Genomic DNA, 22,043 nt, shown 5'->3' on the forward strand with positions numbered 1-22,043 from the left:
GTCTCCAAAGCCCCCTTAATGCGATGCGGCCGACTGGGTCGCGGCCTCAGCCGCGGCCAGAGCCATGTCATAGTTCGAAATCAGCGCGGCGGTCGAGTTGCCGATCACATCGGTCACCAGCGACGGGTAGACGCCCAGCAAGATGGTCATCACGATCAGCGGCGCAAAGATCAGCCGCTCGCGCGAGCTCATATCCGTCATCGCCTTGAGGCTTTCCTTGATCAAATCGCCAAAGACCACCCGGCGATACAGCCATAGCGCATAAGCTGCCGAGAAGATTACGCCAGAAGCCGCAACAGCTGTCACCCAGGTGTTGACCTGGAAGGTGCCCATCAACGTCAGGAATTCGCCGATAAAGCCGCTTGTGCCCGGCAGGCCTACATTCGCCATGGTGAACAACATGAAGACCAGCGCATAGGCTGGCATGCGAATGACCAGACCGCCATAAGCCTCGATGTCGCGAGTATGCATACGGTCATAGATCACGCCAACACACAGGAAGAGCGCGGCTGAGATAAACCCGTGGCTAAGCATCTGGAAGATCGCGCCGTCAATGCCCTGCTGGTTCGCAGCAAAAATACCCATGGTCACAAAGCCCATATGCGCGACCGAAGAATACGCGATCAGCTTTTTCATGTCTTCCTGCACCAGCGCCACCAGCGAGGTGTAGACAACGGCAATCGCTGACATCCACAACACCAGATCCGTCATTACCGCCGAGCCCACCGGGAACATCGGCAGGCTGAACCGCAGAAAACCATAGCCGCCCATCTTCAACAGAATCGCCGCCAGAACGACGGAACCAGCGGTCGGTGCCTGAACGTGGGCGTCCGGCAACCATGTGTGTACCGGCCACATCGGCATCTTCACGGCAAATGAGGCGAAGAATGCAAGGAACATCAGTGTCTGCATGCCGCCGACAACATAGATGCCAAGCACGCTGAACCCTTCGGACGAGAAATGATGACTCATCAACGCTTCGATATCCGTTGTACCCGCGTCCGCATACATCGCGACCATCGCCACCAGCATCAGAACTGATCCAAGGAAGGTATAGAGGAAGAACTTGAAGCTGGCATAAACCCGGTTCGCACCGCCCCAGATGCCGATGATCAGGAACATCGGGATCAGACCTGCCTCGAAGAACAGGTAGAACAGCACCAGATCCAGCGCCATGAACACGCCCAGCATCAGCGTCTCCAGAAGCAGGAAGGCGATCATGTATTCCTTGACGCGGTCCGTGACATGCCAGCTGGCCAGAATGGTCAGGGGCATGATGAAGGTGGTCAGTAGGACAAACAGAACGCTGATACCGTCCACGCCCATCTTGTATTTCAGACCCATCAGCCATTCGCCTTCTTCCACCATCTGGAAGCCGGTGTTGGACGGATCAAACCCCGTGTAAATGCCGATCGAGACCAGGAACGTCACCGTGGTAGCCACAAGTGCAACCCATTTGGCATTGCGCTGTGCCGCCACGTCCTCGCCATGCAGGAACAGGGCCAGAATGCCTGCTGCCACGGCGGGGATGAAGGTGACGATGGAGAGGATATTATCCATTAGTGTGCGCCTCCGCCGATCGAAATCCAGGTGACAAGGGCAGCGATACCCAGAACCATCCAGAAGGCGTAAGTAAAGATGTAGCCCGTCTGCGCCTTGCCAGCGAGGCGGGTAAAGAAGGGCACAATACCCATCGCCACCCCGTTGAGGAAACCGTCAATGGTGTTGCCGTCGCCCCGTTTCCACAGGAACCGGCCGAGCGCGATGGTGGGTTTGACGAAGACCGCATCGTAGATTTCGTCAAAGTACCACTTGTTCAGAAGGAACAGGTACAAAGGACGCTGGTTCTGCGCCAAACGCGCCGGCAGCGACGTGTTCACGATGTAGAACCAATAGGCCACGATAAAGCCCAAAGCCATGGCGACAAAAGGCGAAACCTTGACCCACTTGGGTGCAGCATGCGCATCGTCCAGAACATGGTTGCCCGGCGCGATGTAAATAGCGCCCTCGCCCGGCTCACCCGCGAAGACATAATGGTGGTCGTCGCCGTGAGCCGCTTTTTCTTCGTGTCCGGCGTCATCACCATGGCTTTCATCCGCGTGCGTATCGTCACCTTGGGTCGCATCAGTTGTACCGTGATCACCGGTCTCAGCATGCTCAGACGCCTCAGCCACCGGTATACCGTAGAACTTGCCGACCTTGTCTGTGTGACCAAAGAAGTTACCATACCAGATCATTCCGGCAAACACAGCGCCCAAGGACAGAACACCCAGCGGCACCAGCATGGTCATCGGACTTTCATGCGCGTGCTCATGCGTATGCTTATCGCCACGCTCTTCGCCATAAAAGGTCAGGAAAATCAGACGCCAGCTGTAGAATGACGTGAACGCCGCCGCGATCACCAGCATCCAGAAGGCATATCCGGTGCCGCCGGCAAAAGCGCTTTCGATGATGGCATCCTTGGACAGGAACCCGGCGAACCCAATTTGGGTCAGCGGGATGCCGACGCCTGTAATCGCCAGGGTGCCGATCATCATCGCCCAGAATGTATAGGGAATCTTCTTCCGCAGGCCGCCGTATTCGGTCATCTCCTGCTCGTGATGCATCGCGTGGATCACCGAACCTGCGCCAAGGAACAACAGCGCCTTGAAGAATGCGTGCGTCAGCAAGTGGAACATCGCTGCCGAATACATGCCAACACCCGCGGCCACGAACATATAGCCCAACTGAGAACAGGTCGAATAGGCAATGACGCGCTTGATGTCGGTTTGAACCAGGCCAACGGTCGCGGCGAAAAACGCGGTCGAGGCCCCAAGGAAGGTGATGAACCCAGTGGCACCCGGCGCAAACTCCATCAACGGCGACATCCGGCAGATCAGGAACACACCCGCCGTCACCATGGTCGCGGCGTGGATCAGCGCCGACACGGGCGTCGGGCCTTCCATCGCGTCCGGCAACCATGTGTGCAGAATCAACTGCGCCGATTTCCCCATGGCGCCGATGAACAGCAGGACGCAGATCACCTCGATTGCGGTCCACTCACCCCACAGGAAGTGCAACTTCTCTTCGGCCAGCGCAGGGGCTGATGCAAAAATGTCCGAGAAATTGATGCTGTCCGTCAGGAAGAACAACGCGAAGATGCCCAGAGCAAAGCCAAAGTCGCCAATCCGGTTTACGATGAACGCTTTCATCGCGGCTGCATTGGCCGTGGGCTTGCGATAATAGAACCCGATCAGCAGGTACGAGGCGACACCCACACCTTCCCAGCCAAAGAACATCTGTACCAGATTGTCCGCTGTCACCAGCATCAGCATGGCGAAGGTGAAGAACGACAGATAGGCAAAGAAACGCGGCTTATAGCTCTCGCCCTCACGCCATTGCGGATCGTGATCCATGTAGCCGAAGGAATAGAGGTGCACGAGCGCCGAAACCGTCGTCACCACGATCAGCATGATCGCGGTCAGCCGGTCCAAACGCACCGCCCAACTTGTCGATAGCGAACCGCTCTCGATCCAACGCATGATCTCGATCTGCTGGGTCACACCGTCGAACGAGAAGAATACGATCCAGGACAGCAGACAGGCCAGGAACAGTAGGCCCGTCGCCGTCCACATGGCGGCCTTCTCGCCAATGAATCGCCAGCCGAACCCGCAGAGCAGCGCGCCCACCAGCGGGGCAAAGAGGATGGTGGTTTCCATGTTCTCTTACCCCTTCATCATATTGACGTCTTCAACCGCGATGGTGCCACGGTTGCGGAAGAAGCAGACCAGAATGGCCAGCCCGATCGCCGCCTCGGCCGCCGCAACGGTCAGCACAAACAGCGTGAACACCTGCCCGACCAGATCACCGAGAAAGCTGGAGAACGCCACAAGGTTGATATTCACCGCCAGCAGCATCAGTTCGATGCTCATCAGTAGGATGATGACGTTCTTGCGGTTCAGGAAGAGACCGAAGATGCCGATGACGAACAGCGTCGCCGCGACCGTAAGATAGTGTTCAAGTCCGATCATAGCTTCGCTCCTGGCGAGTCGGGGTAGTAGAGTTTGCAGCCGCAAAAGAAGTCTGGGTAGTCACGTGGTCTTGCTCGTCTGTCATCGAAGGTTACACCCTGCCGAACGCTGTATCCCAAACTTACGATCTCCGAGGATAGCTCTTTTATGCTCGCACCTAAGCTCAAATCTAACGAGCCGTTTGGCTTAAGGTAGCGCACAACTTTTGTTGAAGATTGGCAGGCAGCCGACTCAGCTTCTCTCCAAAATCCGTTCACCTGCACTTGCTCGCCCGTTTCGCAATCTGAAACAACGGCTGTTTCTGCGCCGAAATCGGAAACAACCTGCGAAATTCTACCGGCCCCCAAGTCCTGAGCTGGTTCCCCACCTAGGAAATCATCACGGCCACCCCCGACAAAAGAGCAGTCTCTCGACATATTTACCTTTTTGTTCCACCACCACGGTTTAAATGCTGGTGAACAAGCAAAACTCTCCGAAGCAGTTAAAGCGATCGCGACCAAGGCGGCGATCGAGCATATGCTTACGCGCATCACAACCCCTGCCCCGGTTTCACGTCCTTCAACTCCATCGCCTTGGCCGGGTCGCGCATCATCTGGCCGACGATGTCCTGACGCTTGATGTCCTTGCGGTGGCGCAGAGTCAGAACAATGGCACCGATCATGGCCACCAGCAGGATCAGACCCGCCAGTTGGAACAGAAGGAAGTATTGATCGTAAAGAATGATACCCAGTGCTTCGGTGTTGTGGCGGTCCACCGGGATCGGCTGCGCCAGATTGGCCGCTGCACCCTGCGCGCTGTCCCATGCGCCAAAGGCCATGACAAACTGCATCAGAATGATCAGACCGATCAGCAAGGCCAGCGGCATATAGCGCGCCATCTCGGCCTTCAGTTCGGCAAAGTCCACGTCCAGCATCATCACCACGAAGAGGAACAGCACCGCCACCGCGCCCACATAGACGATGATCAGCAGCATCGCCACGAACTCGGCCCCCAGCAGAACGAACAGTCCCGCCGCAGAAAGGAACGACAGGATCAGCCACAGCACCGAGTGCACCGGCTGGCGGCTGATCACCGTGAACAGCCCGCCGGTGATGGCGCTGATGGCAAACAGGTAGAAGGCAAAGACGGTCATTGATCCTCATCCTTGTTGTCGCCCATGGCCTCTTGCGCCAGTTCCAGCGCGCGGGTCATGGCCGGGATGCCGGCAAAGACCGACATCTGACCGATCGCTTCCACGATCTCTTGTTTCTTGGCCCCGGCTTCCAGCGCGTGGCGCACAGTCTGGCGCACCGCTGCATCCGCTTGCGCACCCTGACAGGTCAGCCCGGCCAACGTCAGCAACAGGCGGGTTTTGGCGTCCAGCCCGTCCTTGTTGACGGTGTTGCCAAACATCATCTCCATGACCTCTTTCGGCATGGTCGGCCACAGCGCCTCGAACCCTTTGGGCGAAAAATTCTCCATCGCCGGGTTCATCGCCTTGGCCATGTCCTTAGCCTGCTTCATCATCAGTTCGAACGGATTTGTTGGGGTATCAGTCATTGGGGGCGCAACCAGTATGCTGTCCACGTCGCAAAGACGAGAATGTATAAAAGGACGTCTAGTCCAGGCTTTTCGTATTTCGACAGCACTAGATCGGCGGCAAAGAACAAAATGCAAGCGAGAACCCCGCCAACAAACGCATCGTAGGGCCTATCGAAACCCTTGTACCAATTAAGAACAGAGATCAGCGAAAATCCCGCAAGTATTACGAGATAGGATTTTCGCTTGGACAAGAGCACTTTCATCATCTGTACGGCGCGTCCATTTCCAAATTACGGGCGATCTCGGCTTCCCAGCGTTCGCCGTTATCGAGCAGTTTTTCCTTGTCGTAGAACAGCTCTTCGCGGGTTTCCGTGGCAAATTCGAAATTCGGACCCTCGACGATGGCGTCGACCGGACAGGCCTCTTGGCAGAAGCCGCAATAGATGCATTTCGTCATGTCGATGTCATAGCGCGTGGTGCGTCGGCTGCCGTCTTCGCGCGGTTCAGCATCAATTGTGATGGCCTGCGCCGGGCAAATCGCTTCACACAGCTTGCAGGCGATGCAGCGTTCTTCACCGTTCGGATAGCGGCGCAGTGCGTGTTCACCGCGGAAGCGCGGAGACAGCGGCCCCTTTTCGTGCGGGTAGTTGATGGTGGCCTTGGGGGCGAAGAAATACTTCAGCCCCAGTTTCATGCCGACCCAGAAATCTTGCAACAGGAAGTATTTTGCAGCGCGGGTATAGTCGATCTGGGTCATGGCCTAGGACTTCTCCTCGAATTGAAAACCGAATTGCTCATCGCACTGCCCGACAGTATCTTGCAAAACCTCATACATTTGCGTTTGGGCGTCTTCGGATTGTTGCGGTATTTCCAAAATGCGACGGCTGGCTTCCCTCCAACGAAAGCACTCTGCTTGGTCCAGTGGCCCAAACGCAAAATCGGAGGAGGAATACGTGGGACCCTGGCCGGTTTCATCCATAGGCGTCGAAAGCACCATCTCATCAATCAAATCCCGATCTTCCTGAGACAGCCAAAGGCAATGAGCGAGTTTCAGAAGCGACCAGTTTGCATTGGCCAATCCTTCTGAGTCGGAATGCCCCTCGCCTATTGTATTCATATATACCGTCAAGTGGGCAACTTGGTCAGCCATCACAATCGCCAAGGCTCCCATTTTATTGAAAGCCCGGTGCTGATCTTCAGGAATCTCGGGATCCCACTCAATTTCTGCCTCGGTCAAACGCTTGACCGTTGTTTCAGACGTCTGAAACAAAACCTCAACCTGCGGAGCGCAATAGAAACGCGCGGTTTCCAAGTAGTTCGGCTCCCATGTGGTTTCATCACCACCGGCGCGCAGGGCAGAAACGCTCACTGCCAGAATAGCGCAGGTCGTTAGAGAGTATCTCAAACGTGTGATCATCCCCCAACGCTCCAACGGGCAAACGCACCCCAGAACCAGTCGAATTTCGCCGCAAAGGCCACGAATACCACCCAGGCCAGTGAGAATGGCAGAAATACTTTCCATCCCAGCCGCATCAACTGGTCATAGCGGTAGCGGGGCGTGATTGCCTTGACCATCGCGAAGAGGAAGAAGAAAAACGCCATCTTGGCGACCATCCAAAGAACGCCATCCGGCAAACCTGGGATCGGTGACAACCAGCCGCCGAAGAACAGCAGCGTGGTCAGCGCACACATCAGGAAGATAGCGATGTACTCGCCTGCCATGAACAACAGGAAAGGCGTGGCCGAGTATTCGACCTGATAACCGGCGACCAGTTCCGATTCCGCCTCGGGCAAGTCGAACGGCGGCCGGTTGGTTTCTGCCAGCGCCGAGATGAAGAACAGGAAGACCATCGGGAAATGCGGCAACCAGTACCAGCTGAAGAAACCGAACCGGCCATCCTGCGCTTCGACAATGTGGCCGAAGTTCATGGAACCGGTCGAAATGATCACACCGATGATAATCAGGCCAATGGAGACTTCATAGGAAATCATCTGAGCCGCAGAGCGCAATGATCCAAGAAACGGGTACTTTGAGTTCGACGCCCAACCGCCCATAATCACGCCATAAACTTCCAGTGAGGACACGGCAAAGACATACAGGATTGCGACGTTGATATCCGACAACACCCAACCATCGTTGAACGGGATCACGGCCCAGGCGATCATCGCCAATACGAATGAGGTCAGCGGTGCGAGGATGAACACAGTGCGGTCGGCACCGGCCGGTATGACCACCTCTTTCACCACGTACTTCAGGGCGTCAGCCACCGATTGCAGCAGGCCATAGACGCCAACCACGTTGGGGCCGCGGCGCATTTGGACGGCGGCCCAGATCTTGCGGTCACCGTAAACGAGGAACAACAGCGAAATCATCACGAAGGCCACAACAGCAAGCACTTGCGCCAGAATGATGATGGCTATTCCGCCTGGGGTGTTAAAGAAATCAGCCATTGGTCCTCACACCGTGGGTATTCAATTTTTGGCGCGCGATGTTCAGGCCAAGGGCCTGCGCATCTTGCGTTTGGGTAGGCGAATAGGTGTAAACAGCATCCACAGCCATCGCGCTACCTTTTTCATTGCGTTTCATGCGCAATTCCCTGATGCCCGCACCGCAAACGGTGTTGGCTTCCGAAAGCGATATGAAACGAGTCTGGTTCATTCTGCCGCAATCTTCCCGGTATTCCGTGACTGCGCCTGCGCAGAAAGCTCGGCCATCAACTGCGACGCCCGTGCAATCGGGTTGGTCAGATAGAAATCCTTGATCACATTGCGGAACGTGGCCTGCCCCAGAGGGCCAGCATCCAACGGCTGGACCTCATTCTCGATCACGTGGTCGATCTGGGCCAGATGCGGGACAGCTTCGATCAACGCTGTGCGCAGTTGCGCCAGCGAGTCGAAGGGCAACGTAGCGCCCAGCTCTGCCGAAAGCGCCCGCAAGATGGCCCAATTCTCTTTCGCCTCACCCGGTGCGAACCCGGCGCGCATCGCCAGTTGCGGGCGGCCTTCGGTGTTCACGAACAAACCGTTTTCCTCGGTATACGCGGCACCAGGAAGGATCACATCGGCACGGTGCGCGCCACGATCACCATGGCTGCCCTGATAGATCACAAAGGCACCTTCGCCGATTTCAACCTCATCCGCGCCGAGGTTGTAGATCACGTCAGCCGCACTAACCGCATCCATGCCGCCTTCGTTGGTGGCGTCCACATCCATCGCCCCCACGCGAGACGCAGCGCTGTGCAGGATCAGCAATCCACTTTCGGTATTGGCTGCAATCGTTTGCGCGGCGGCCAGCACAGCTGCGCCGTCAGCCTCAAGCAGCGCACCCTGCCCGACGATGACCAGCGAGGCTTTGCCCTTGATTTCATCATCGCCGCCCATATCGACGACCTTTTGCAACGCCGCGCGGTCGTCGCCCATATGGTGATACGCGAAGGTCAAATCGACCGCTGGCCCAACCAAGGCCACCTCGGTCCCATGTGCCCAGGCCTTGCGGATACGCGCGTTCAAAACCGGAGCTTCGTCACGCGGGTTCGTTCCGATCAGCAGAATACGCTCGGCTGTGTCGATATCCTCGATCGCTGCCGTCCCGGCATAGGCGCCGCGATTCCCCGCAGGCAGCTTGGCTCCATCGGTTCGGCATTCAACAACACCGCCTTGCCCTTCGATCAATTGCTTCAGCGCGAACGCGGCCTCGACCGGAGCGAGATCACCAACGATACCCGCCGGCTTTTCGGCCCCTTTCAGTGCCTCGGCAGCTTTGGTCAGCGCCTCGGGCCACGAGGCCGCGCGTAGCTTGCCGTTTTCGCGCACGTAAGGTTTGTCCAAACGCTGACGACGCAGGCCATCCCAGACAAAACGGGTCTTATCACTGATCCATTCTTCGTTCACGTCGTCATGATTGCGCGGCAGGAAACGCATGACTTCGCGCCCCTTGGTGTCCACGCGGATATTGGACCCCAGCGCATCCATGACGTCGATGCTCTCGGTCTTGGTCAGCTCCCACGGGCGGGCGGTAAAGGCGTAAGGCTTCGACGTCAGCGCCCCAACCGGGCACAGGTCGATGATATTGCCCTGCAAGTTCGAATTCAGCGTCTCGTTCAGATAGGACGTGATCTCGGCATCTTCGCCACGCCCGGTCTGCCCCATCTGCGTGATCCCGGCGACCTCGGTGGTGAACCGCACGCAGCGGGTGCAGCTGATGCAGCGGGTCATCGCGGTGCCGACCAGCGGCCCCAGATCCAGATCGTCCACGGCACGTTTGGCTTCCTTAAAGCGCGAACCCGACATGCCATACGCCATCGCCTGATCCTGCAGGTCGCACTCTCCGCCTTGATCACAAATCGGGCAATCCAGCGGGTGGTTGATAAGCAGGAACTCCATCACCCCTTCACGGGCCTTCTTGACCATGGGCGAGTTTGTCTTGACCTGAGGCGGCTGGCCTTCCGGTCCCGGACGCAGATCACGCACCTGCATCGCACACGACGCTGCAGGCTTGGGCGGGCCGCCAACAACTTCGACCAGACACATCCGGCAATTCCCGGCAATCGACAGACGCTCGTGATAGCAAAAGCGCGGCACCTCGACCCCGGCCTGCTCACAGGCCTGGATCAGCGTCATCGCACCATCGACTTCGATTTCCTGCCCGTCGATATTCACTTTGCGGAGGTCAGACATGGTCTAGTTCGCCCTCAAATACACGCCAATGGCGCTGTTTCTTTCAATCTCTGCCTGCCCCAACGTGCAGAAAGATTTGGGATTGTCATACGACACACCGTTCGCGGTCAAATACGCCTCGCCTTTGGCGCGCATCCGGTCCTTTTCGGCATCCGATTCCACGTAAGCGCGGATTTCGCCGTCCGAATACCCCAGATTGTTCGCTTTGGACTTGAGCCCCCACATGACGCCAATCGCCTTGAACCTGCGCCCGCTGATCGACGGGCAGTAATCCGAAATCTCGTTTGCGATGGCGATGTAATAGAGTTCGTCGTCAATTTCTTTGACTTCGCGCAAGGGCGGTTTGGCCTCGACCGCAGCCGGAATAACCAGAACAGACAACACAATAAGCAGTTTCACACCAGACATGACAAATCCTTTCGTCTTGGACAGGCCAAAACGATCCGGGACTGGCGCGCTATTCAATAACACGCCCTGCGTCACGCCCTGATATGCGAAAAAATGCGTCATGGTCGCTGGCAGGTTCCTTCAAAGGTCAGTTTATTGTCGGTGATGCGCAGGTTCTGCGGTTCGGTGTCGGGTCCGACTTTCCAGTTGATTTTAGAAGTCCCAAAGGCGTCGATACAGAATTTGGTTCCTTCATGCCGTCCCGCTTCGCGCGCGCCATCCAAAGACGCGGACGCGCCGTTCACCACAACTGTGAATTCGGTCGGGGTGTTCCTTTTGTCGACAGCTTTCGCTTTGGCCCGGAAGGCCTTGCCATCAAAGAGAATTCGGTCACTGGACGACGTGCCGCAGGCCGAGACAAATACCGCAGCACCCAAGGCGGCGACTAGTGCCCCGCGCCCCATCCTGAAATTTGATCCAGTCAACGAATAAGTACCTTTCTTTAGCATCAGAACGCCGCCACCAATGCCATGACGCCCATCACAACCATGCAGGCCCATCCGACAACGTAGGATACAGACCGAATGCCGCTGTGCGGTTGTCCAATACCACGCATGTGAATAACCAGCATGACAATGCGCGCAATCAGAGCCACCGATGCCAAAAGGTTCACCCAGAACGGGTTTACCCCAAGCAGCATGGCCGCGACCGTGACCGCGACATAGGCTGGCAGTGTCTCGGTCCCGTTCAGATAAGCCCGGTTCAGGCGATACGCCTTGTCGGAATAGTCCTGTTCCGGCGTTGCTCCGGGGGCCAAGCCCTTGCCCTGTTTGGCCAGCGCTGAAAACGGCGCAAGCGCCAGAATGATCAACGTAAAGACCACGAGGGATGCGATTGCATGTGAATACTCAGCAAAAGTTTCCATAGTTCAACTCCTTGATCTCAACGTGGTTTGGGTTTGATCCGATATCCCGCAACTTGATTACTCCGCGGCCATCGCGCCCATACGGCCCGATTTCTGGGCCTTGATGCGATCCTCGATTTCCTCTCGGAAGTTGCGGATCAGGCCCTGGATCGGCCAGGCTGCCGCATCGCCCAATGCACAGATCGTGTGGCCTTCGACCTGCTTGGTCACATCAAACAACATGTCGATCTCTTCCAGTTCGGCCTCACCCCGCACCAGGCGGTCCATCACGCGCATCATCCAGCCGGTGCCTTCGCGGCAAGGGGTACACTGACCACAGCTTTCATGTTTATAGAACTTCGACAGACGCCAGATCGCTTTGATGATGTCGGTAGACTTGTCCATTACGATCACAGCCGCCGTCCCCAGACCGGACCCCAGATCATTGCGCAAATGGTCGAAATCCATGATGGCGTCGCGCATGTCTTCACCGCGCACACAAGGCACCGAAGAACCACCGGGGATCACCGCCAGCAGGTTGTCCCAACCGCCACGAATGCCGCCGCAATGGGTTTCGATCAGTTGCTCAAACGGAATAGACATCGCCTCTTCAACAACGCAGGGGTTATTGACGTGGCCCGAGATGGCAAACAGCTTGGTGCCCGCATTGTTCTGGCGGCCAAATCCAGCAAACCAATCCGCACCACGACGCAAGATCGTCGGCACAACGGCGATGGATTCAACGTTGTTCACCGTGGTCGGGCAGCCGTAAAGCCCCGCCCCCGCCGGGAACGGTGGTTTCATGCGCGGCATGCCCTTTTTGCCTTCAAGGCTTTCGATCAGGGCTGTTTCCTCACCGCAGATATACGCCCCGGCCCCGTGATGCAGAAACAGGTCGAAATCCCAATCCGAACCGGCGGCGTTTTTGCCCAGCAATCCGGCATCATAGGCCTCATCAATCGCGGCCTGCAGCGCCTCGCGCTCGCGGATGTACTCACCACGCAGGTAGATATAGCAGGTATGCGCATTCATCGCGAAAGACGCGATCAGGCAGCCTTCGATCAGCGTATGCGGATCGTGGCGCATAATCTCACGGTCCTTGCAGGTGCCGGGCTCGGATTCGTCCGCGTTGACCACCAGATAGGCCGGACGACCGTCACTTTCCTTGGGCATGAACGACCATTTCAAACCGGTGGGAAAACCCGCACCGCCGCGACCGCGCAGGCCCGAGTCCTTCATCGTCTGGATGATCCAGTCACGCCCGTTCCCAATCAGGCCAGCCGTGCCGTCCCAATGCCCCCGGGTCTGCGCGCCTTTCAGCGTACGCTCATGCATCCCGTAGATATTGGTAAAGATCCTGTCCTGATCCTTCAGCATCATGTCTTACCTTCAGCTGTCCTGACGCATGCGCCAGAGTTGAAAAATGTTCACGCCCGCATAGATGAAACCCGCCAGAGCGGCGAAATCAAACAGCAGCGCATAGCGCCCGGGCAATCCCAGTGCCGGGCCGATGAACAACGAAATGGCAAGCCACAACAGCATGGTCACCGCGATGACCACTCCGATATGTCTGCCCTTGCGGGCCATGGCCTGTTCTTTTTCTTTGTCCATCTCACCTTGATGCCCCGAACGGGCACCGTCCCATTCAGTCTTCGTAGGTGCCGTCTTCTTTGGCACGTTTTGCAAATTCGGTTTCTTCGCCTGCCGCCAGTTGCGCCGCTTGTTCGATCCAACCGTCGCGCTCGATCCGGCCCTTGAATTTCAACCGGGCGTCTACCCAGGCCACGTGTTCCGGCGTCCATGCTGCGATCTGGTCGAAGTGGAAAAAGCCAAGTTCGTTCAGCGTCTGTTCAAGCTTGGGGCCCACACCTTTCAGCATCTTGAGGTCATCCGCTTTCCCCTCCCGCGCGGCGGTCAGAGTTTCGGGCTGATCCTCTTTAATCTGGGCCTTCTTTGCCTCTTCCGCCTGCTTCGCGGCGGGTTTGGCGGGTGCCGGCGCCTTTGGTGGCTTTGGCGCGGCCTTGGTCGCCGCAGCCTTGCCGTCTTTGCCCAGCCATGGCGTCAGGATCGGAACCTCGGTCCCGTCGATGCGTTTGACCGTATCCCCAAGATCTTGGGCCAGTTCAACACTGGCATTGTACTGCGGTTTTCCGGCATCGTAGTCTGTGAGGCTGGTCAGACCGCTCAGCGGTTCTGCCGCGTATCTACCATTCTGCGGACCCGGCGTTGGCACCTTGCCGGCGGCCAGATTGTCAATGATCTTGCCAAAGCCGTCGGCAGTCAGATCTTCGTAATAGTCCTTGCCGATCTGCGCCATCGGCGCATTGGTGCAGGACCCGAGGCATTCCACCTCTTCCCAACTCAATTTGCCATCAACTGAAAGCTCATGCGGTTTGACAGCGATCTTCTCCTTGCAAACCGCGATCAGGTCTTCGGCCCCGCAGATCATGCACGACGTCGTTCCACACACCTGAATATGCGCGACAGTTCCAACCGGTTGCAGTTGGAACATGAAGTAGAACGACGCAACCTCGAGCACGCGGATATAGGCCATGCCCAGCATGTCGGCGATGGATTCAATCGCGGGACGGCTCAGCCAGCCTTCTTGTTCCTGCGCGCGCCAAAGCAGCGGGATGACCGCGCTGGCCTGACGGCCGTCGGGGTATTTGGTGATCTGTGCTGTAGCCCACTGCTGGTTGGCAGCAGTGAAGGCAAAGCTTTCAGGTTGTTCGGGGTGCAGACGGCGCAGCATTAGCAGGCATCTCCGATCACGATAACATAGGGGTCTTCCTGATACGCGCGGCCTTGATCGACAAGGCGGGCAATCAGATCGGGCATTTCAGCCTGTGTGAAACCGGCGGGGCGCAATTTGATCTGAGCTTCTTCTTCGATCATGCGACACCCGTTCAGACCCACAAAATCATAAAGCGCATCGGCACGGCCCGCCGTATCCTCTGGCGCAAGCCCATGGGCACCGCAGATCGCAGGCGCGATCTCGAATACAGAACCGTCCAGCCCGGCCACCCCCTGTTCAGCCCAGGAGTTTATCACAGCGCTGACATCTTCGGGTCGCAAATCATGGGCAGAAAAGGCTTCCTCGGCGCGCGATACATCCAGCCGACAACCGTTTTCGCGCATAACCTCAAGCACTTTTGCCGTCGGATGGGTCGAGGCGGCCTGCAACGGTGTGGCGGCTGCAAGCGCCAGGATCAAAGCAAGGCGTCTCACCGGTCAATCTCTCCAAACACGACGTCCATTGTCCCGATTATCGCCGCAACGTCGGCCAGTTGGTGGCCCCCGGCGATATGATCCATCGCCTGTAGGTGCAAGAAGCCGGGCGCACGCAGTTTGGCGCGGTAAGGTTTGTTGGTTCCGTCAGCGACAAGGTAGACGCCGAATTCACCCTTTGGGGCTTCGACGGCGGCATAGACCTCACCTGCAGGGACGTGGAAGCCTTCGGTGTACAGCTTGAAGTGATGGATCAGACTTTCCATCGAGGTCTTCATGTCCGAGCGTTTCGGCGGGGTGATCTTGCCGCGTGCCAGAACGTCACCGGGGCAGTCACGGATTTTGACAATGGCTTGCTGGATGATCGACAACGATTGACGCATCTCTTCCATACGCACCAGATAGCGGTCATAGCAGTCGCCGTTTTTGCCGACGGGGATCTGAAACTCGAACTCGTCATAGCATTCATAGGGCTGCGCGCGTCGCAGGTCCCATGCCAGACCCGATCCACGCACCATCACGCCCGAGAAACCGTATTTCTGGATATCTTCCTCGGTCACGACACCGATATCGGCATTGCGTTGTTTGAAGATGCGGTTTTCTGTCAGCAAACCGTCGATATCGTTCAGAACAGAGGGAAACTCATGGCTCCACGTCTCGATATCGTCCAGCAGTTCCGGCGGCAGGTCCTGATGCACACCGCCGGGGCGGAAATAGGCCGCGTGCAGGCGGGCACCACAGGCACGTTCGTAGAAAACCATCAGCTTTTCGCGCTCTTCAAAACCCCACAACGGCGGCGTCAGTGCGCCCACGTCCATCGCCTGTGTCGTCACGTTCAAGAGGTGGTTCAAAATACGCCCGATCTCGGAATAAAGAACCCGGATCAGCGAACCGCGACGCGGCACCTCGACCCCGGTCAGCTTTTCGATGGCCAGACACCAGGCGTGTTCCTGGTTCATCGGCGCCACATAATCCAGACGGTCGAAATACGGCAGGTTCTGCAGATACGTCCGGCTTTCCATCAACTTTTCAGTGCCACGGTGCAGCAGGCCGATATGCGGGTCACAGCGTTCGACGATCTCGCCGTCCAGCTCAAGCACAAGGCGCAGAACCCCGTGGGCCGCAGGGTGTTGCGGGCCGAAGTTGATGTTGAAATTGCGGATTTTCTGTTCTCCGCTCAGCGCGTCAGTGCTGCCGTCATCATATCTTGAGCCGTCCATCAACGCCCCCGTTTCTTTTTCGCATCAGCCCGAACCCGGACCTTTTCCGCCTCGACAGCCTTGGCCGCAGCCCCTGCCAGCAGGACCCCCAGCGCACCCAAAGCGATCAGTTCCCCCAGCAGCATCAGCATCCTATCGGCGCTCCAACTCTTGCAGTTTCAGCCCGACCCACCACAGCAACGCGATTGTGCCGAATGGAACCAGACAAAGAAGGCACCAGAATTTATTGATCCCGAAAAACGGCAATATCTTCACCATCGGGATGATGGTCAGCGCAGACAGGATCAGCCACCAAATGCCACCCATTATTCAGCCTCCTGCTTTTCATCACCCGGCAGGATGTAATTTGCACCCTCCCACGGGGACATGAAATCGAACTGACGGTATTCCTGGACTAGCGAAACCGGCTCGTACACAACGCGCTTTTGGGCCTCGTCATAGCGTACTTCGGTGTATCCTGTGGTTGGGAAATCCTTGCGCAGCGGATAGCCACGGAATCCATAGTCGGTCAGGATGCGCCGCAGATCCGGGTGGCCCGAGAACAGGATGCCGAACATGTCGAACACTTCGCGCTCAAACCAATTGGCCGAGGGATGCACATCCACGATTGAAGGCACCATGTCCTCTTCGCGGATCGAGACCCGCAGGCGGATGCGCTGGTTCTGATACATCGACAGGAAGTGATAAACCACGTCAAAACGCTTGGCCCGTTCCGGGTAGTCGACGCCGGTGATATCGACGAGCGTGGAGAACTGGCAGCTGCGGTCGGACTTCAGGAATTCAATGAATTCCACAACGTTCGACAGCGCCACATCTACGTTCAACTCACCATGGGTCACGTCCCAGGACAGAACACAATCAGTTCGCTTCAATTCCAGCTGGGTGCCGAGTTCTTTGAGTGCTTCGCTCATCAACTCTCTCCTCAGCGCACGATGGTGCCGGTACGGCGGATTTTGCGTTGCAACTGCATCAGACCGTACAGCAGCGCCTCGGCGGTCGGGGGGCAGCCGGGGACGTAGATGTCCACTGGAACAATACGGTCGCAGCCACGCACAACGGAATATGAGTAGTGGTAGTAGCCGCCACCATTGGCGCAGGAGCCCATTGAGATCACATAGCGCGGCTCGGGCATCTGGTCATAAACCTTGCGCAAAGCGGGGGCCATCTTGTTGGTCAGGGTGCCAGCCACGATCATCACGTCCGACTGACGGGGGGAAGCACGGGGCGCGATGCCAAACCGTTCCGCATCGTAACGCGGCATCGAGGTGTGCATCATCTCAACCGCGCAGCAGGCCAGACCGAAAGTCATCCAGTGCAGCGAGCCGGTGCGAGCCCAGTTGATGATGTCCTCGGTCGAGGTCAGCAAAAACCCTTTGTCCTGCAGCTCGGCGTTCAGGGCCTGGGTGGCGACTTCCTTGTCGACGCCTGCGGTGTTTGCACCCGTCATCACTCCCATTCCAGGGCCCCCTTCTTCCATTCATAGGCAAAGCCGATGGTCAGAACGCCCAGGAACACGATCATGGACCAGAAGCCAACATCGCTGATGTCCTTGAAGCCGACAGCCCAAGGGAACAGAAACGCAATTTCCAGATCGAATATGATGAACAGGATCGCGACCAGATAGAACCGGACGTCGAATTTCATCCGCGCATCATCGAACGCGTTGAAACCACATTCATATGCGCTGACTTTCTCGGGGTCGGGATTGCGGACCGCCAGAACGACTGCCGCCAGAATCAAAACGATTCCAAGGCCCACAGCTACGGCCAGAAACACCAGAATCGGGAGATACTCCCGCAATAGGTCTTCCACGTACAGCTCCTTTCCTGCGCATACCCCGAAAGGGAGCGCCGTCAATTGGCGTGTTGACTGGACATTCTCTATCCCTGCGGGGTCAGAGGGTCAACCGAACACAAACGCACAGGGGGTTAATATTCGACTTATCGAAGCTCTGTCACAGAAGGTCACCCACCCAATCGCGACCACATCACAAGTCGCGCCTAAACCTTACTAATCCATGCAGGTTTTCTTTTTTCAAAGAACGCGCCGATTCCTTCCTTGGCCTCTTCGGTTTCCCACCTGTCAACCAACTTGCGGATCGTGTGGTCGATCACAGCATCGTCAATGCGCGGCCCCAGTTGGCGAACCAGTTGCTTGGCCGATGCCACCGCGCCGGGTGCACAGGCAAGATAGGGCAGAACTTCGGCCTCAACCGCATCATTCAGGTCGGCAGCGGGCACAATTTTAGCTAGCAGGCCCAGCTCCACTGCTTCCGCAGCATCAAACACCCGGGCCGACATGAACACGCGCCGCGCGCGGGCTTCGCCCATGCGGGCGATTACATAGGGGCCAATCGTGGCCGGGATCAGACCCAGCTTGGTCTCTGTCAGCCCCATTTTGACCGTGTCCACTCCAATCGCTACATCACAAACCGACGCCAATCCCACACCGCCCCCAAAGGCATTGCCGTGAATCGCGCCGATCAGCGGTTTGGGCAACGTGTTCAGCGCCTGCAACATTTCGGCCAGCTTACGCGCCTCGACAAACCGGGTCTCGGATTCTGCCGCCATCTGAGATTGCATCCACCCCAGATCACCGCCAGCACAAAAGCTTTTGCCCGCACCGGTCAGTACAACAACACGCACGGCGTCGTCGGTTCCAAGCTGGTGCGCGGCTTGCGTAAGATCAGTGATCATCTGCGCCGACATGGCGTTGTGCTTGTCGGCACGGTTCAGGGTCAGAGTAGCCACACCACGCGCGTCCGTGGTCACCGCAATCGTTTCAAACATGTCCGCTCCTTACTGGGGTCGCATGGCGCGTGCCATCTGCGCGGCCTCTTCGATGACCGCAAGGTCGAGGCCGGTCTGATATCCAAGCCGCTCCAGATGGGCCACGACAGCTTCGGTGGCGACGTTTCCGGCGGCACCTGGTGCGTAAGGACACCCACCCAAACCTCCAACGGCGCTGTCGAACACCCGAACGCCCAGCGCCAGCGCAGCGTCGATATTGTCGATGGCCCGCCCGTTGGTGTCGTGGAAATGCCCCGCCAGCCGCGTCATCGGTACGCGCTCGCGCACTGCCAGCAGCATATGGGCGATGGTGTCGGGCGTGCCCTGCCCCATAGTGTCCCCCAGCGATACTTCGTAGCACCCCATCGAAAACAGCCGGTCCGCAACTTCGGCCACTTTCTCGGGCGGCGTTGGTCCGTCATAGGGGCAATCAGTCACGCAGGACACATACCCACGTACCGGCAGGTCGATGTGGCGCGCAGCTTCAAGAATCGGGGCAAAGCGGTCGATGGATTCTTCGACAGTCGCGTTGATATTGGCTTTTGAGAACCCTTCCGAGGCCGAAGCGAATACCGCGATCTCATCCGCCTTTGCGGCCAGAGCATCTTCGTATCCCTGCATGTTCGGCGTCAGGGCGCCATACCGGACGCCGTCGGCCCGCGTGATCCCGGCCAATACCTCCGCGCTGCCCGCCATTTGCGGCACCCATTTGGGCGAGACAAAACTGGCCACTTCAATGCGGTTGAAACCGGCCTTGCTCAGGCAATCGACCAGAGCCACCTTTTCCGCCACTGCAATTTCGCGCTTTTCGTTTTGCAGACCGTCGCGCGGACCCACTTCGAAGATTTCGACCCGTTCACCCATTGCTGTGTCCTTCTCTGATTGCCGCATTCGATCCGACTGTGCCACGTTGTTCGAGAAGGGGACAGTTCATTCCTCCTCCAGCCGGACCAACGCCGCCCCGGCCTCGACCTGTGCCCCGGCATCCGCCAGCACTTCGGCAACGATGCCGTCGCGGGCGGCCAGCAGGGAGTGTTCCATTTTCATGGCCTCAAGGATCGCCAGCCGGTCACCTTCCTGCACGGCTTGACCCACCTGCGCAAAGACAGCTTTGACCAGACCGGGCATCGGGGCCTCAATCACATTGGTGTCGCCAGCGGCACCGGCATCGCGGTCCAACGGATCAACAATTTCCAGGACTTGACCATAGTTTTCAAAGACTGTGATCTGCGAACCCGAGACAGACACGCGCGGCATAGGGGCTCCGTCGATCATCCAACCGCCCGGACCGCGCTGGGCAAGGATCGTGTGTTCTCCGACCTGCCAGACCTGACGGTTCTGATCTTCTACCTGAACGTCCAGATCAATATCATCACCTGCCCGCAACTGGACCGCGCGATGCAGCGGGGCCCATAGCGAAAACCCTGTTTCCTCATCTGTATCCACCAGATCCAAAGCCGTCATCGCCGCCGCGACGATCGAAGACGCCGGGATCGGCTCTGCACGGGCCAGCGCGTCCAGATCGCGACCAATCAGGCCAGTATCAACATCACCGACGGCAAAGCCCGGATGCCGCGTCAGTGCGCCCAGAAAGCCAAGGTTCGTGACTGTCCCCGCAACCTCAGTGCCTTTCAGGGCGCGATGCAACTGTTCCAACGCGACTGCCCGCGTCGGACCATGCACGATCACCTTCGCGATCATCGGATCGTACCAGGGGCTGATCGTGTCACCCGCGCGCACGCCGCTATCGGCGCGGCATGCCGCGGGGAAGCGCAGATGGGTCAGTGTACCGGTCGCCGGCAGAAAGCCCTTTGGCACATCCTCGGCATAAAGCCGCGCCTCGAACGCGTGGCCCGAGATCGACAGGTCACTCTGCTGTTTGGGCAGGCTCTCGCCCGCTGCAACACGCAACTGCCATTCGACAAGGTCGACGCCGGTGATCGCCTCGGTCACCGGGTGTTCAACCTGCAAACGCGTGTTCATCTCCATGAACCAGAACCGGTCCGGACGCAGCCCGTCCGAGGCATCCACGATGAATTCAACCGTCCCCGCGCCTTTGTAACCAATGGCTTCGGCAGCACGCACGCCCGCCTGCCCCATCGCTTCGCGCATCTCAATGGTCATGCCCGGAGCCGGCGCTTCTTCAATCACTTTCTGGTGCCGCCGTTGCAGCGAGCAGTCGCGTTCAAACAGATGCACAGCGTGGGTGCCGTCGCCAAACACCTGAACCTCGATATGGCGGGGCTTGGAGACAAATTTCTCGACCAGAACAGCATCATTGCCAAATGCGGTGCGGGCCTCACCCCGGGCGCTGTCCAGTGCCTCGGTAAAATCTGCGGGCCGCTCGACCAGCCGCATGCCTTTGCCACCGCCACCCGCGACGGCCTTGATCAGGATCGGATAGCCGATGGTATCCGCCGCACCCGCCAGATGCTCGGGGTCCTGATTGTCGCCGTGATACCCCGGAACAACCGGCACGCCCGCCTGCTCCATCAATACCTTGGCCGCGTCTTTGAGACCCATCTTGCGGATCGCATCCGCCGAAGGGCCAATGAAGGTCAGGCCAACCGCCTCGACCGCATCCACGAAATCCGGGTTTTCCGAGAGAAAACCGTAACCTGGATGGATCGCCTGCGCCCCGGTATCGAGCGCAGCTTGAATGATCACGTCGCCCTTGAGATAGCTCTCAGCCGGCGCCGCACCACCGATATGAACAGCCTCGTCCGCCATCTGCACATGCCTGGCCGACGCATCGGCATCAGAATACACAGCCACGCAAGGTACGCCCATTTTCTGAGCGGTTTCCATCACCCGGCAAGCAATCTCGCCCCGGTTGGCAATCAGGATTTTATTGAACATTGTAAACCGGTCCTTCGAATGCCAAGCCATCTGGCTTTTCGGTTTTGAGCTTCCATGAAGACGCCGTGCATTCGAACGTTTCATCGCGGAAATAGAACAAATAATGATTGGCGCATGTCGGCCTTTGACCAGTGGTAATCCAAGGCGTCTTTTCCTGTTCCTCCAGTAGATCACCAGTCACAGCGAAGAACTCTCCCCATTCCGGAGCAAGCCTGCTGAAGCGACATCGGTCCTTAAACCAACCTTCGTCATTGATAGGTAAAAACCGAAACCGATGGCATCCATTAAACTGCAGGTACAACGCGCCTTGCGACAACTCAGCTGGATTGCTCCAGACGTTTGGAGCGAAGCGAAGCCAGCACTGATTTTTCTCCAAACCTACACTAGGCAATGGAGCATTCGGGTCAGCATTCCAACCATTGCTCAGCTTTTCGAAAGCTGTAGCCAT

The 22,043-nt window shown here is 57.8% G+C and carries 28 protein-coding genes; all 28 read right to left on the reverse strand.

All coding sequences use genetic code 11. The features are described 5' to 3' along the window. Positions 1–15: 15 nt before the first annotated feature. A complete protein-coding gene (locus DS906_RS01225) occupies positions 16–1,560 on the reverse strand; it encodes an NADH-quinone oxidoreductase subunit M (protein WP_113788447.1) in 1,545 nt (514 codons plus the stop codon). Further along, positions 1,560–3,698: an NADH-quinone oxidoreductase subunit L gene (gene nuoL, locus DS906_RS01230; protein ID WP_113788448.1), complete on the reverse strand. Its 2,139-nt coding sequence runs from the start codon at positions 3,696–3,698 to the stop codon at positions 1,560–1,562. The genes DS906_RS01225 and nuoL overlap by 1 nt, the downstream gene beginning before the upstream one ends. 6 nt (positions 3,699–3,704) lie before the next feature. Beyond that, a complete protein-coding gene (gene nuoK, locus DS906_RS01235; protein WP_005984024.1) occupies positions 3,705–4,010 on the reverse strand; it encodes an NADH-quinone oxidoreductase subunit NuoK in 306 nt (101 codons plus the stop codon). Then, positions 4,007–4,510: a hypothetical protein gene (locus DS906_RS01240; RefSeq protein WP_147235135.1), complete on the reverse strand. Its 504-nt coding sequence runs from the start codon at positions 4,508–4,510 to the stop codon at positions 4,007–4,009. Before DS906_RS01240 ends, nuoK begins: the two co-directional genes overlap by 4 nt. Positions 4,511–4,539: 29 nt before the next feature. After that, positions 4,540–5,142, reverse strand: coding sequence for an NADH-quinone oxidoreductase subunit J (locus DS906_RS01245; RefSeq protein WP_113788450.1), 603 nt, complete (start codon positions 5,140–5,142; stop codon positions 4,540–4,542). Next, the gene (locus DS906_RS01250) at positions 5,139–5,549 is read right to left on the reverse strand and encodes a carboxymuconolactone decarboxylase family protein (RefSeq protein ID WP_113788451.1); all 411 of its coding nucleotides are present in this window, start codon (positions 5,547–5,549) and stop codon (positions 5,139–5,141) included. Before DS906_RS01250 ends, DS906_RS01245 begins: the two co-directional genes overlap by 4 nt. A 244-nt stretch (positions 5,550–5,793) precedes the next feature. Next, positions 5,794–6,288 carry an NADH-quinone oxidoreductase subunit NuoI gene (gene nuoI, locus DS906_RS01260; RefSeq protein WP_050602762.1) on the reverse strand — a complete coding sequence of 165 codons (495 nt, stop codon included), beginning with the start codon at positions 6,286–6,288 and terminating at the stop codon, positions 5,794–5,796. A 3-nt stretch (positions 6,289–6,291) separates the two neighbouring features. Continuing rightward, the gene (locus tag DS906_RS01265; RefSeq protein ID WP_158541259.1) at positions 6,292–6,843 is read right to left on the reverse strand and encodes a hypothetical protein; all 552 of its coding nucleotides are present in this window, start codon (positions 6,841–6,843) and stop codon (positions 6,292–6,294) included. Between the two features lie 101 nt (positions 6,844–6,944). Beyond that, positions 6,945–7,982 carry an NADH-quinone oxidoreductase subunit NuoH gene (gene nuoH, locus DS906_RS01270; RefSeq protein WP_058274400.1) on the reverse strand — a complete coding sequence of 346 codons (1,038 nt, stop codon included), beginning with the start codon at positions 7,980–7,982 and terminating at the stop codon, positions 6,945–6,947. Next, complete coding sequence (locus DS906_RS22095) at positions 7,975–8,118, reverse strand: hypothetical protein (protein WP_158541260.1); 144 nt, start codon at positions 8,116–8,118, stop codon at positions 7,975–7,977. The genes nuoH and DS906_RS22095 overlap by 8 nt, the downstream gene beginning before the upstream one ends. Positions 8,119–8,186: 68 nt before the next feature. Next, on the reverse strand, positions 8,187–10,208 hold the full coding sequence (gene nuoG, locus DS906_RS01280) for an NADH-quinone oxidoreductase subunit NuoG (RefSeq protein WP_113788455.1): 2,022 nt from the start codon (positions 10,206–10,208) through the stop codon (positions 8,187–8,189). 3 nt (positions 10,209–10,211) lie between these two features. After that, entirely contained in the window at positions 10,212–10,718 is a 507-nt protein-coding gene (locus DS906_RS01285; RefSeq protein WP_369933885.1) for a DUF5333 domain-containing protein, read from the reverse strand. After that, positions 10,715–11,104, reverse strand: coding sequence for a hypothetical protein (locus DS906_RS01290; RefSeq protein ID WP_233494647.1), 390 nt, complete (start codon positions 11,102–11,104; stop codon positions 10,715–10,717). Before DS906_RS01290 ends, DS906_RS01285 begins: the two co-directional genes overlap by 4 nt. Beyond that, positions 11,104–11,520 carry an MAPEG family protein gene (locus DS906_RS01295; protein ID WP_113788457.1) on the reverse strand — a complete coding sequence of 139 codons (417 nt, stop codon included), beginning with the start codon at positions 11,518–11,520 and terminating at the stop codon, positions 11,104–11,106. Before DS906_RS01295 ends, DS906_RS01290 begins: the two co-directional genes overlap by 1 nt. 57 nt (positions 11,521–11,577) lie before the next feature. Then, entirely contained in the window at positions 11,578–12,876 is a 1,299-nt protein-coding gene (nuoF, locus tag DS906_RS01300; protein ID WP_113788486.1) for an NADH-quinone oxidoreductase subunit NuoF, read from the reverse strand. 12 nt (positions 12,877–12,888) lie between these two features. Next, complete coding sequence (locus tag DS906_RS01305) at positions 12,889–13,110, reverse strand: DUF5337 domain-containing protein (protein ID WP_058274396.1); 222 nt, start codon at positions 13,108–13,110, stop codon at positions 12,889–12,891. 34 nt (positions 13,111–13,144) lie between these two features. Continuing rightward, entirely contained in the window at positions 13,145–14,251 is a 1,107-nt protein-coding gene (gene nuoE, locus DS906_RS01310) for an NADH-quinone oxidoreductase subunit NuoE (protein ID WP_113788458.1), read from the reverse strand. Continuing rightward, complete coding sequence (locus tag DS906_RS01315; RefSeq protein WP_113788459.1) at positions 14,251–14,727, reverse strand: hypothetical protein; 477 nt, start codon at positions 14,725–14,727, stop codon at positions 14,251–14,253. Before DS906_RS01315 ends, nuoE begins: the two co-directional genes overlap by 1 nt. After that, on the reverse strand, positions 14,724–15,947 hold the full coding sequence (locus DS906_RS01320) for an NADH-quinone oxidoreductase subunit D (protein ID WP_199520034.1): 1,224 nt from the start codon (positions 15,945–15,947) through the stop codon (positions 14,724–14,726). Before DS906_RS01320 ends, DS906_RS01315 begins: the two co-directional genes overlap by 4 nt. Continuing rightward, positions 15,947–16,078, reverse strand: a complete 132-nt coding sequence (locus DS906_RS22595; RefSeq protein WP_255415356.1) for a hypothetical protein — start codon at positions 16,076–16,078, stop codon at positions 15,947–15,949. The genes DS906_RS01320 and DS906_RS22595 overlap by 1 nt, the downstream gene beginning before the upstream one ends. 1 nt (position 16,079) lies before the next feature. Then, on the reverse strand, positions 16,080–16,253 hold the full coding sequence (locus DS906_RS22250; RefSeq protein ID WP_058274391.1) for a hypothetical protein: 174 nt from the start codon (positions 16,251–16,253) through the stop codon (positions 16,080–16,082). Further along, the gene (locus tag DS906_RS01325; protein WP_113788460.1) at positions 16,253–16,858 is read right to left on the reverse strand and encodes an NADH-quinone oxidoreductase subunit C; all 606 of its coding nucleotides are present in this window, start codon (positions 16,856–16,858) and stop codon (positions 16,253–16,255) included. Before DS906_RS01325 ends, DS906_RS22250 begins: the two co-directional genes overlap by 1 nt. A gap of 11 nt (positions 16,859–16,869) precedes the next feature. After that, the gene (locus DS906_RS01330; protein WP_037307875.1) at positions 16,870–17,403 is read right to left on the reverse strand and encodes an NADH-quinone oxidoreductase subunit B family protein; all 534 of its coding nucleotides are present in this window, start codon (positions 17,401–17,403) and stop codon (positions 16,870–16,872) included. Next, positions 17,394–17,759: an NADH-quinone oxidoreductase subunit A gene (locus DS906_RS01335; RefSeq protein ID WP_058274389.1), complete on the reverse strand. Its 366-nt coding sequence runs from the start codon at positions 17,757–17,759 to the stop codon at positions 17,394–17,396. Before DS906_RS01335 ends, DS906_RS01330 begins: the two co-directional genes overlap by 10 nt. A gap of 188 nt (positions 17,760–17,947) precedes the next feature. Further along, entirely contained in the window at positions 17,948–18,736 is a 789-nt protein-coding gene (locus tag DS906_RS01340) for a crotonase/enoyl-CoA hydratase family protein (RefSeq protein WP_113788461.1), read from the reverse strand. Between the two features lie 9 nt (positions 18,737–18,745). After that, positions 18,746–19,600 (reverse strand): hydroxymethylglutaryl-CoA lyase, encoded by an 855-nt coding sequence (locus DS906_RS01345; RefSeq protein WP_113788462.1) that lies wholly within the window; start codon positions 19,598–19,600, stop codon positions 18,746–18,748. 66 nt (positions 19,601–19,666) lie between these two features. Next, positions 19,667–21,595 carry an acetyl/propionyl/methylcrotonyl-CoA carboxylase subunit alpha gene (locus DS906_RS01350; protein ID WP_113788463.1) on the reverse strand — a complete coding sequence of 643 codons (1,929 nt, stop codon included), beginning with the start codon at positions 21,593–21,595 and terminating at the stop codon, positions 19,667–19,669. Then, positions 21,585–22,043, reverse strand: coding sequence for a hypothetical protein (locus tag DS906_RS01355; protein ID WP_113788464.1), 459 nt, complete (start codon positions 22,041–22,043; stop codon positions 21,585–21,587). The genes DS906_RS01350 and DS906_RS01355 overlap by 11 nt, the downstream gene beginning before the upstream one ends.

Source organism: Ruegeria sp. A3M17 (assembly GCF_003318255.1).
In the GTDB taxonomy this organism is placed as follows: Bacteria; Pseudomonadota; Alphaproteobacteria; order Rhodobacterales; family Rhodobacteraceae; genus Ruegeria.

Coding starts and splice junctions, on each gene's coding strand:
- DS906_RS22095 (WP_158541260.1), bottom strand. CDS start 8,118: ATGAAACGCAATGAAAAAGGTAGCGCGATGGCTGTGGATGCTGTTTAC.
- DS906_RS01250 (WP_113788451.1), bottom strand. CDS start 5,549: ATGACTGATACCCCAACAAATCCGTTCGAACTGATGATGAAGCAGGCT.
- nuoL (WP_113788448.1), bottom strand. CDS start 3,698: ATGGAAACCACCATCCTCTTTGCCCCGCTGGTGGGCGCGCTGCTCTGC.
- DS906_RS01320 (WP_199520034.1), bottom strand. CDS start 15,947: ATGGACGGCTCAAGATATGATGACGGCAGCACTGACGCGCTGAGCGGA.
- DS906_RS01225 (WP_113788447.1), bottom strand. CDS start 1,560: ATGGATAATATCCTCTCCATCGTCACCTTCATCCCCGCCGTGGCAGCA.
- DS906_RS01290 (WP_233494647.1), bottom strand. CDS start 11,104: ATGCTAAAGAAAGGTACTTATTCGTTGACTGGATCAAATTTCAGGATG.
- DS906_RS22595 (WP_255415356.1), bottom strand. CDS start 16,078: ATGCTGATGCTGCTGGGGGAACTGATCGCTTTGGGTGCGCTGGGGGTC.
- nuoG (WP_113788455.1), bottom strand. CDS start 10,208: ATGTCTGACCTCCGCAAAGTGAATATCGACGGGCAGGAAATCGAAGTC.
- nuoF (WP_113788486.1), bottom strand. CDS start 12,876: ATGCTGAAGGATCAGGACAGGATCTTTACCAATATCTACGGGATGCAT.
- DS906_RS01305 (WP_058274396.1), bottom strand. CDS start 13,110: ATGGACAAAGAAAAAGAACAGGCCATGGCCCGCAAGGGCAGACATATC.
- DS906_RS01330 (WP_037307875.1), bottom strand. CDS start 17,403: ATGGGAGTGATGACGGGTGCAAACACCGCAGGCGTCGACAAGGAAGTC.
- nuoK (WP_005984024.1), bottom strand. CDS start 4,010: ATGATCGGACTTGAACACTATCTTACGGTCGCGGCGACGCTGTTCGTC.
- DS906_RS22250 (WP_058274391.1), bottom strand. CDS start 16,253: ATGGGTGGCATTTGGTGGCTGATCCTGTCTGCGCTGACCATCATCCCG.
- nuoH (WP_058274400.1), bottom strand. CDS start 7,982: ATGGCTGATTTCTTTAACACCCCAGGCGGAATAGCCATCATCATTCTG.
- DS906_RS01245 (WP_113788450.1), bottom strand. CDS start 5,142: ATGACCGTCTTTGCCTTCTACCTGTTTGCCATCAGCGCCATCACCGGC.
- nuoI (WP_050602762.1), bottom strand. CDS start 6,288: ATGACCCAGATCGACTATACCCGCGCTGCAAAATACTTCCTGTTGCAA.
- DS906_RS01345 (WP_113788462.1), bottom strand. CDS start 19,600: ATGGGTGAACGGGTCGAAATCTTCGAAGTGGGTCCGCGCGACGGTCTG.
- DS906_RS01295 (WP_113788457.1), bottom strand. CDS start 11,520: ATGGAAACTTTTGCTGAGTATTCACATGCAATCGCATCCCTCGTGGTC.
- nuoE (WP_113788458.1), bottom strand. CDS start 14,251: ATGCTGCGCCGTCTGCACCCCGAACAACCTGAAAGCTTTGCCTTCACT.
- DS906_RS01325 (WP_113788460.1), bottom strand. CDS start 16,858: ATGAGCGAAGCACTCAAAGAACTCGGCACCCAGCTGGAATTGAAGCGA.
- DS906_RS01340 (WP_113788461.1), bottom strand. CDS start 18,736: ATGTTTGAAACGATTGCGGTGACCACGGACGCGCGTGGTGTGGCTACT.
- DS906_RS01355 (WP_113788464.1), bottom strand. CDS start 22,043: ATGGCTACAGCTTTCGAAAAGCTGAGCAATGGTTGGAATGCTGACCCG.
- DS906_RS01285 (WP_369933885.1), bottom strand. CDS start 10,718: ATGACGCATTTTTTCGCATATCAGGGCGTGACGCAGGGCGTGTTATTG.
- DS906_RS01350 (WP_113788463.1), bottom strand. CDS start 21,595: ATGTTCAATAAAATCCTGATTGCCAACCGGGGCGAGATTGCTTGCCGG.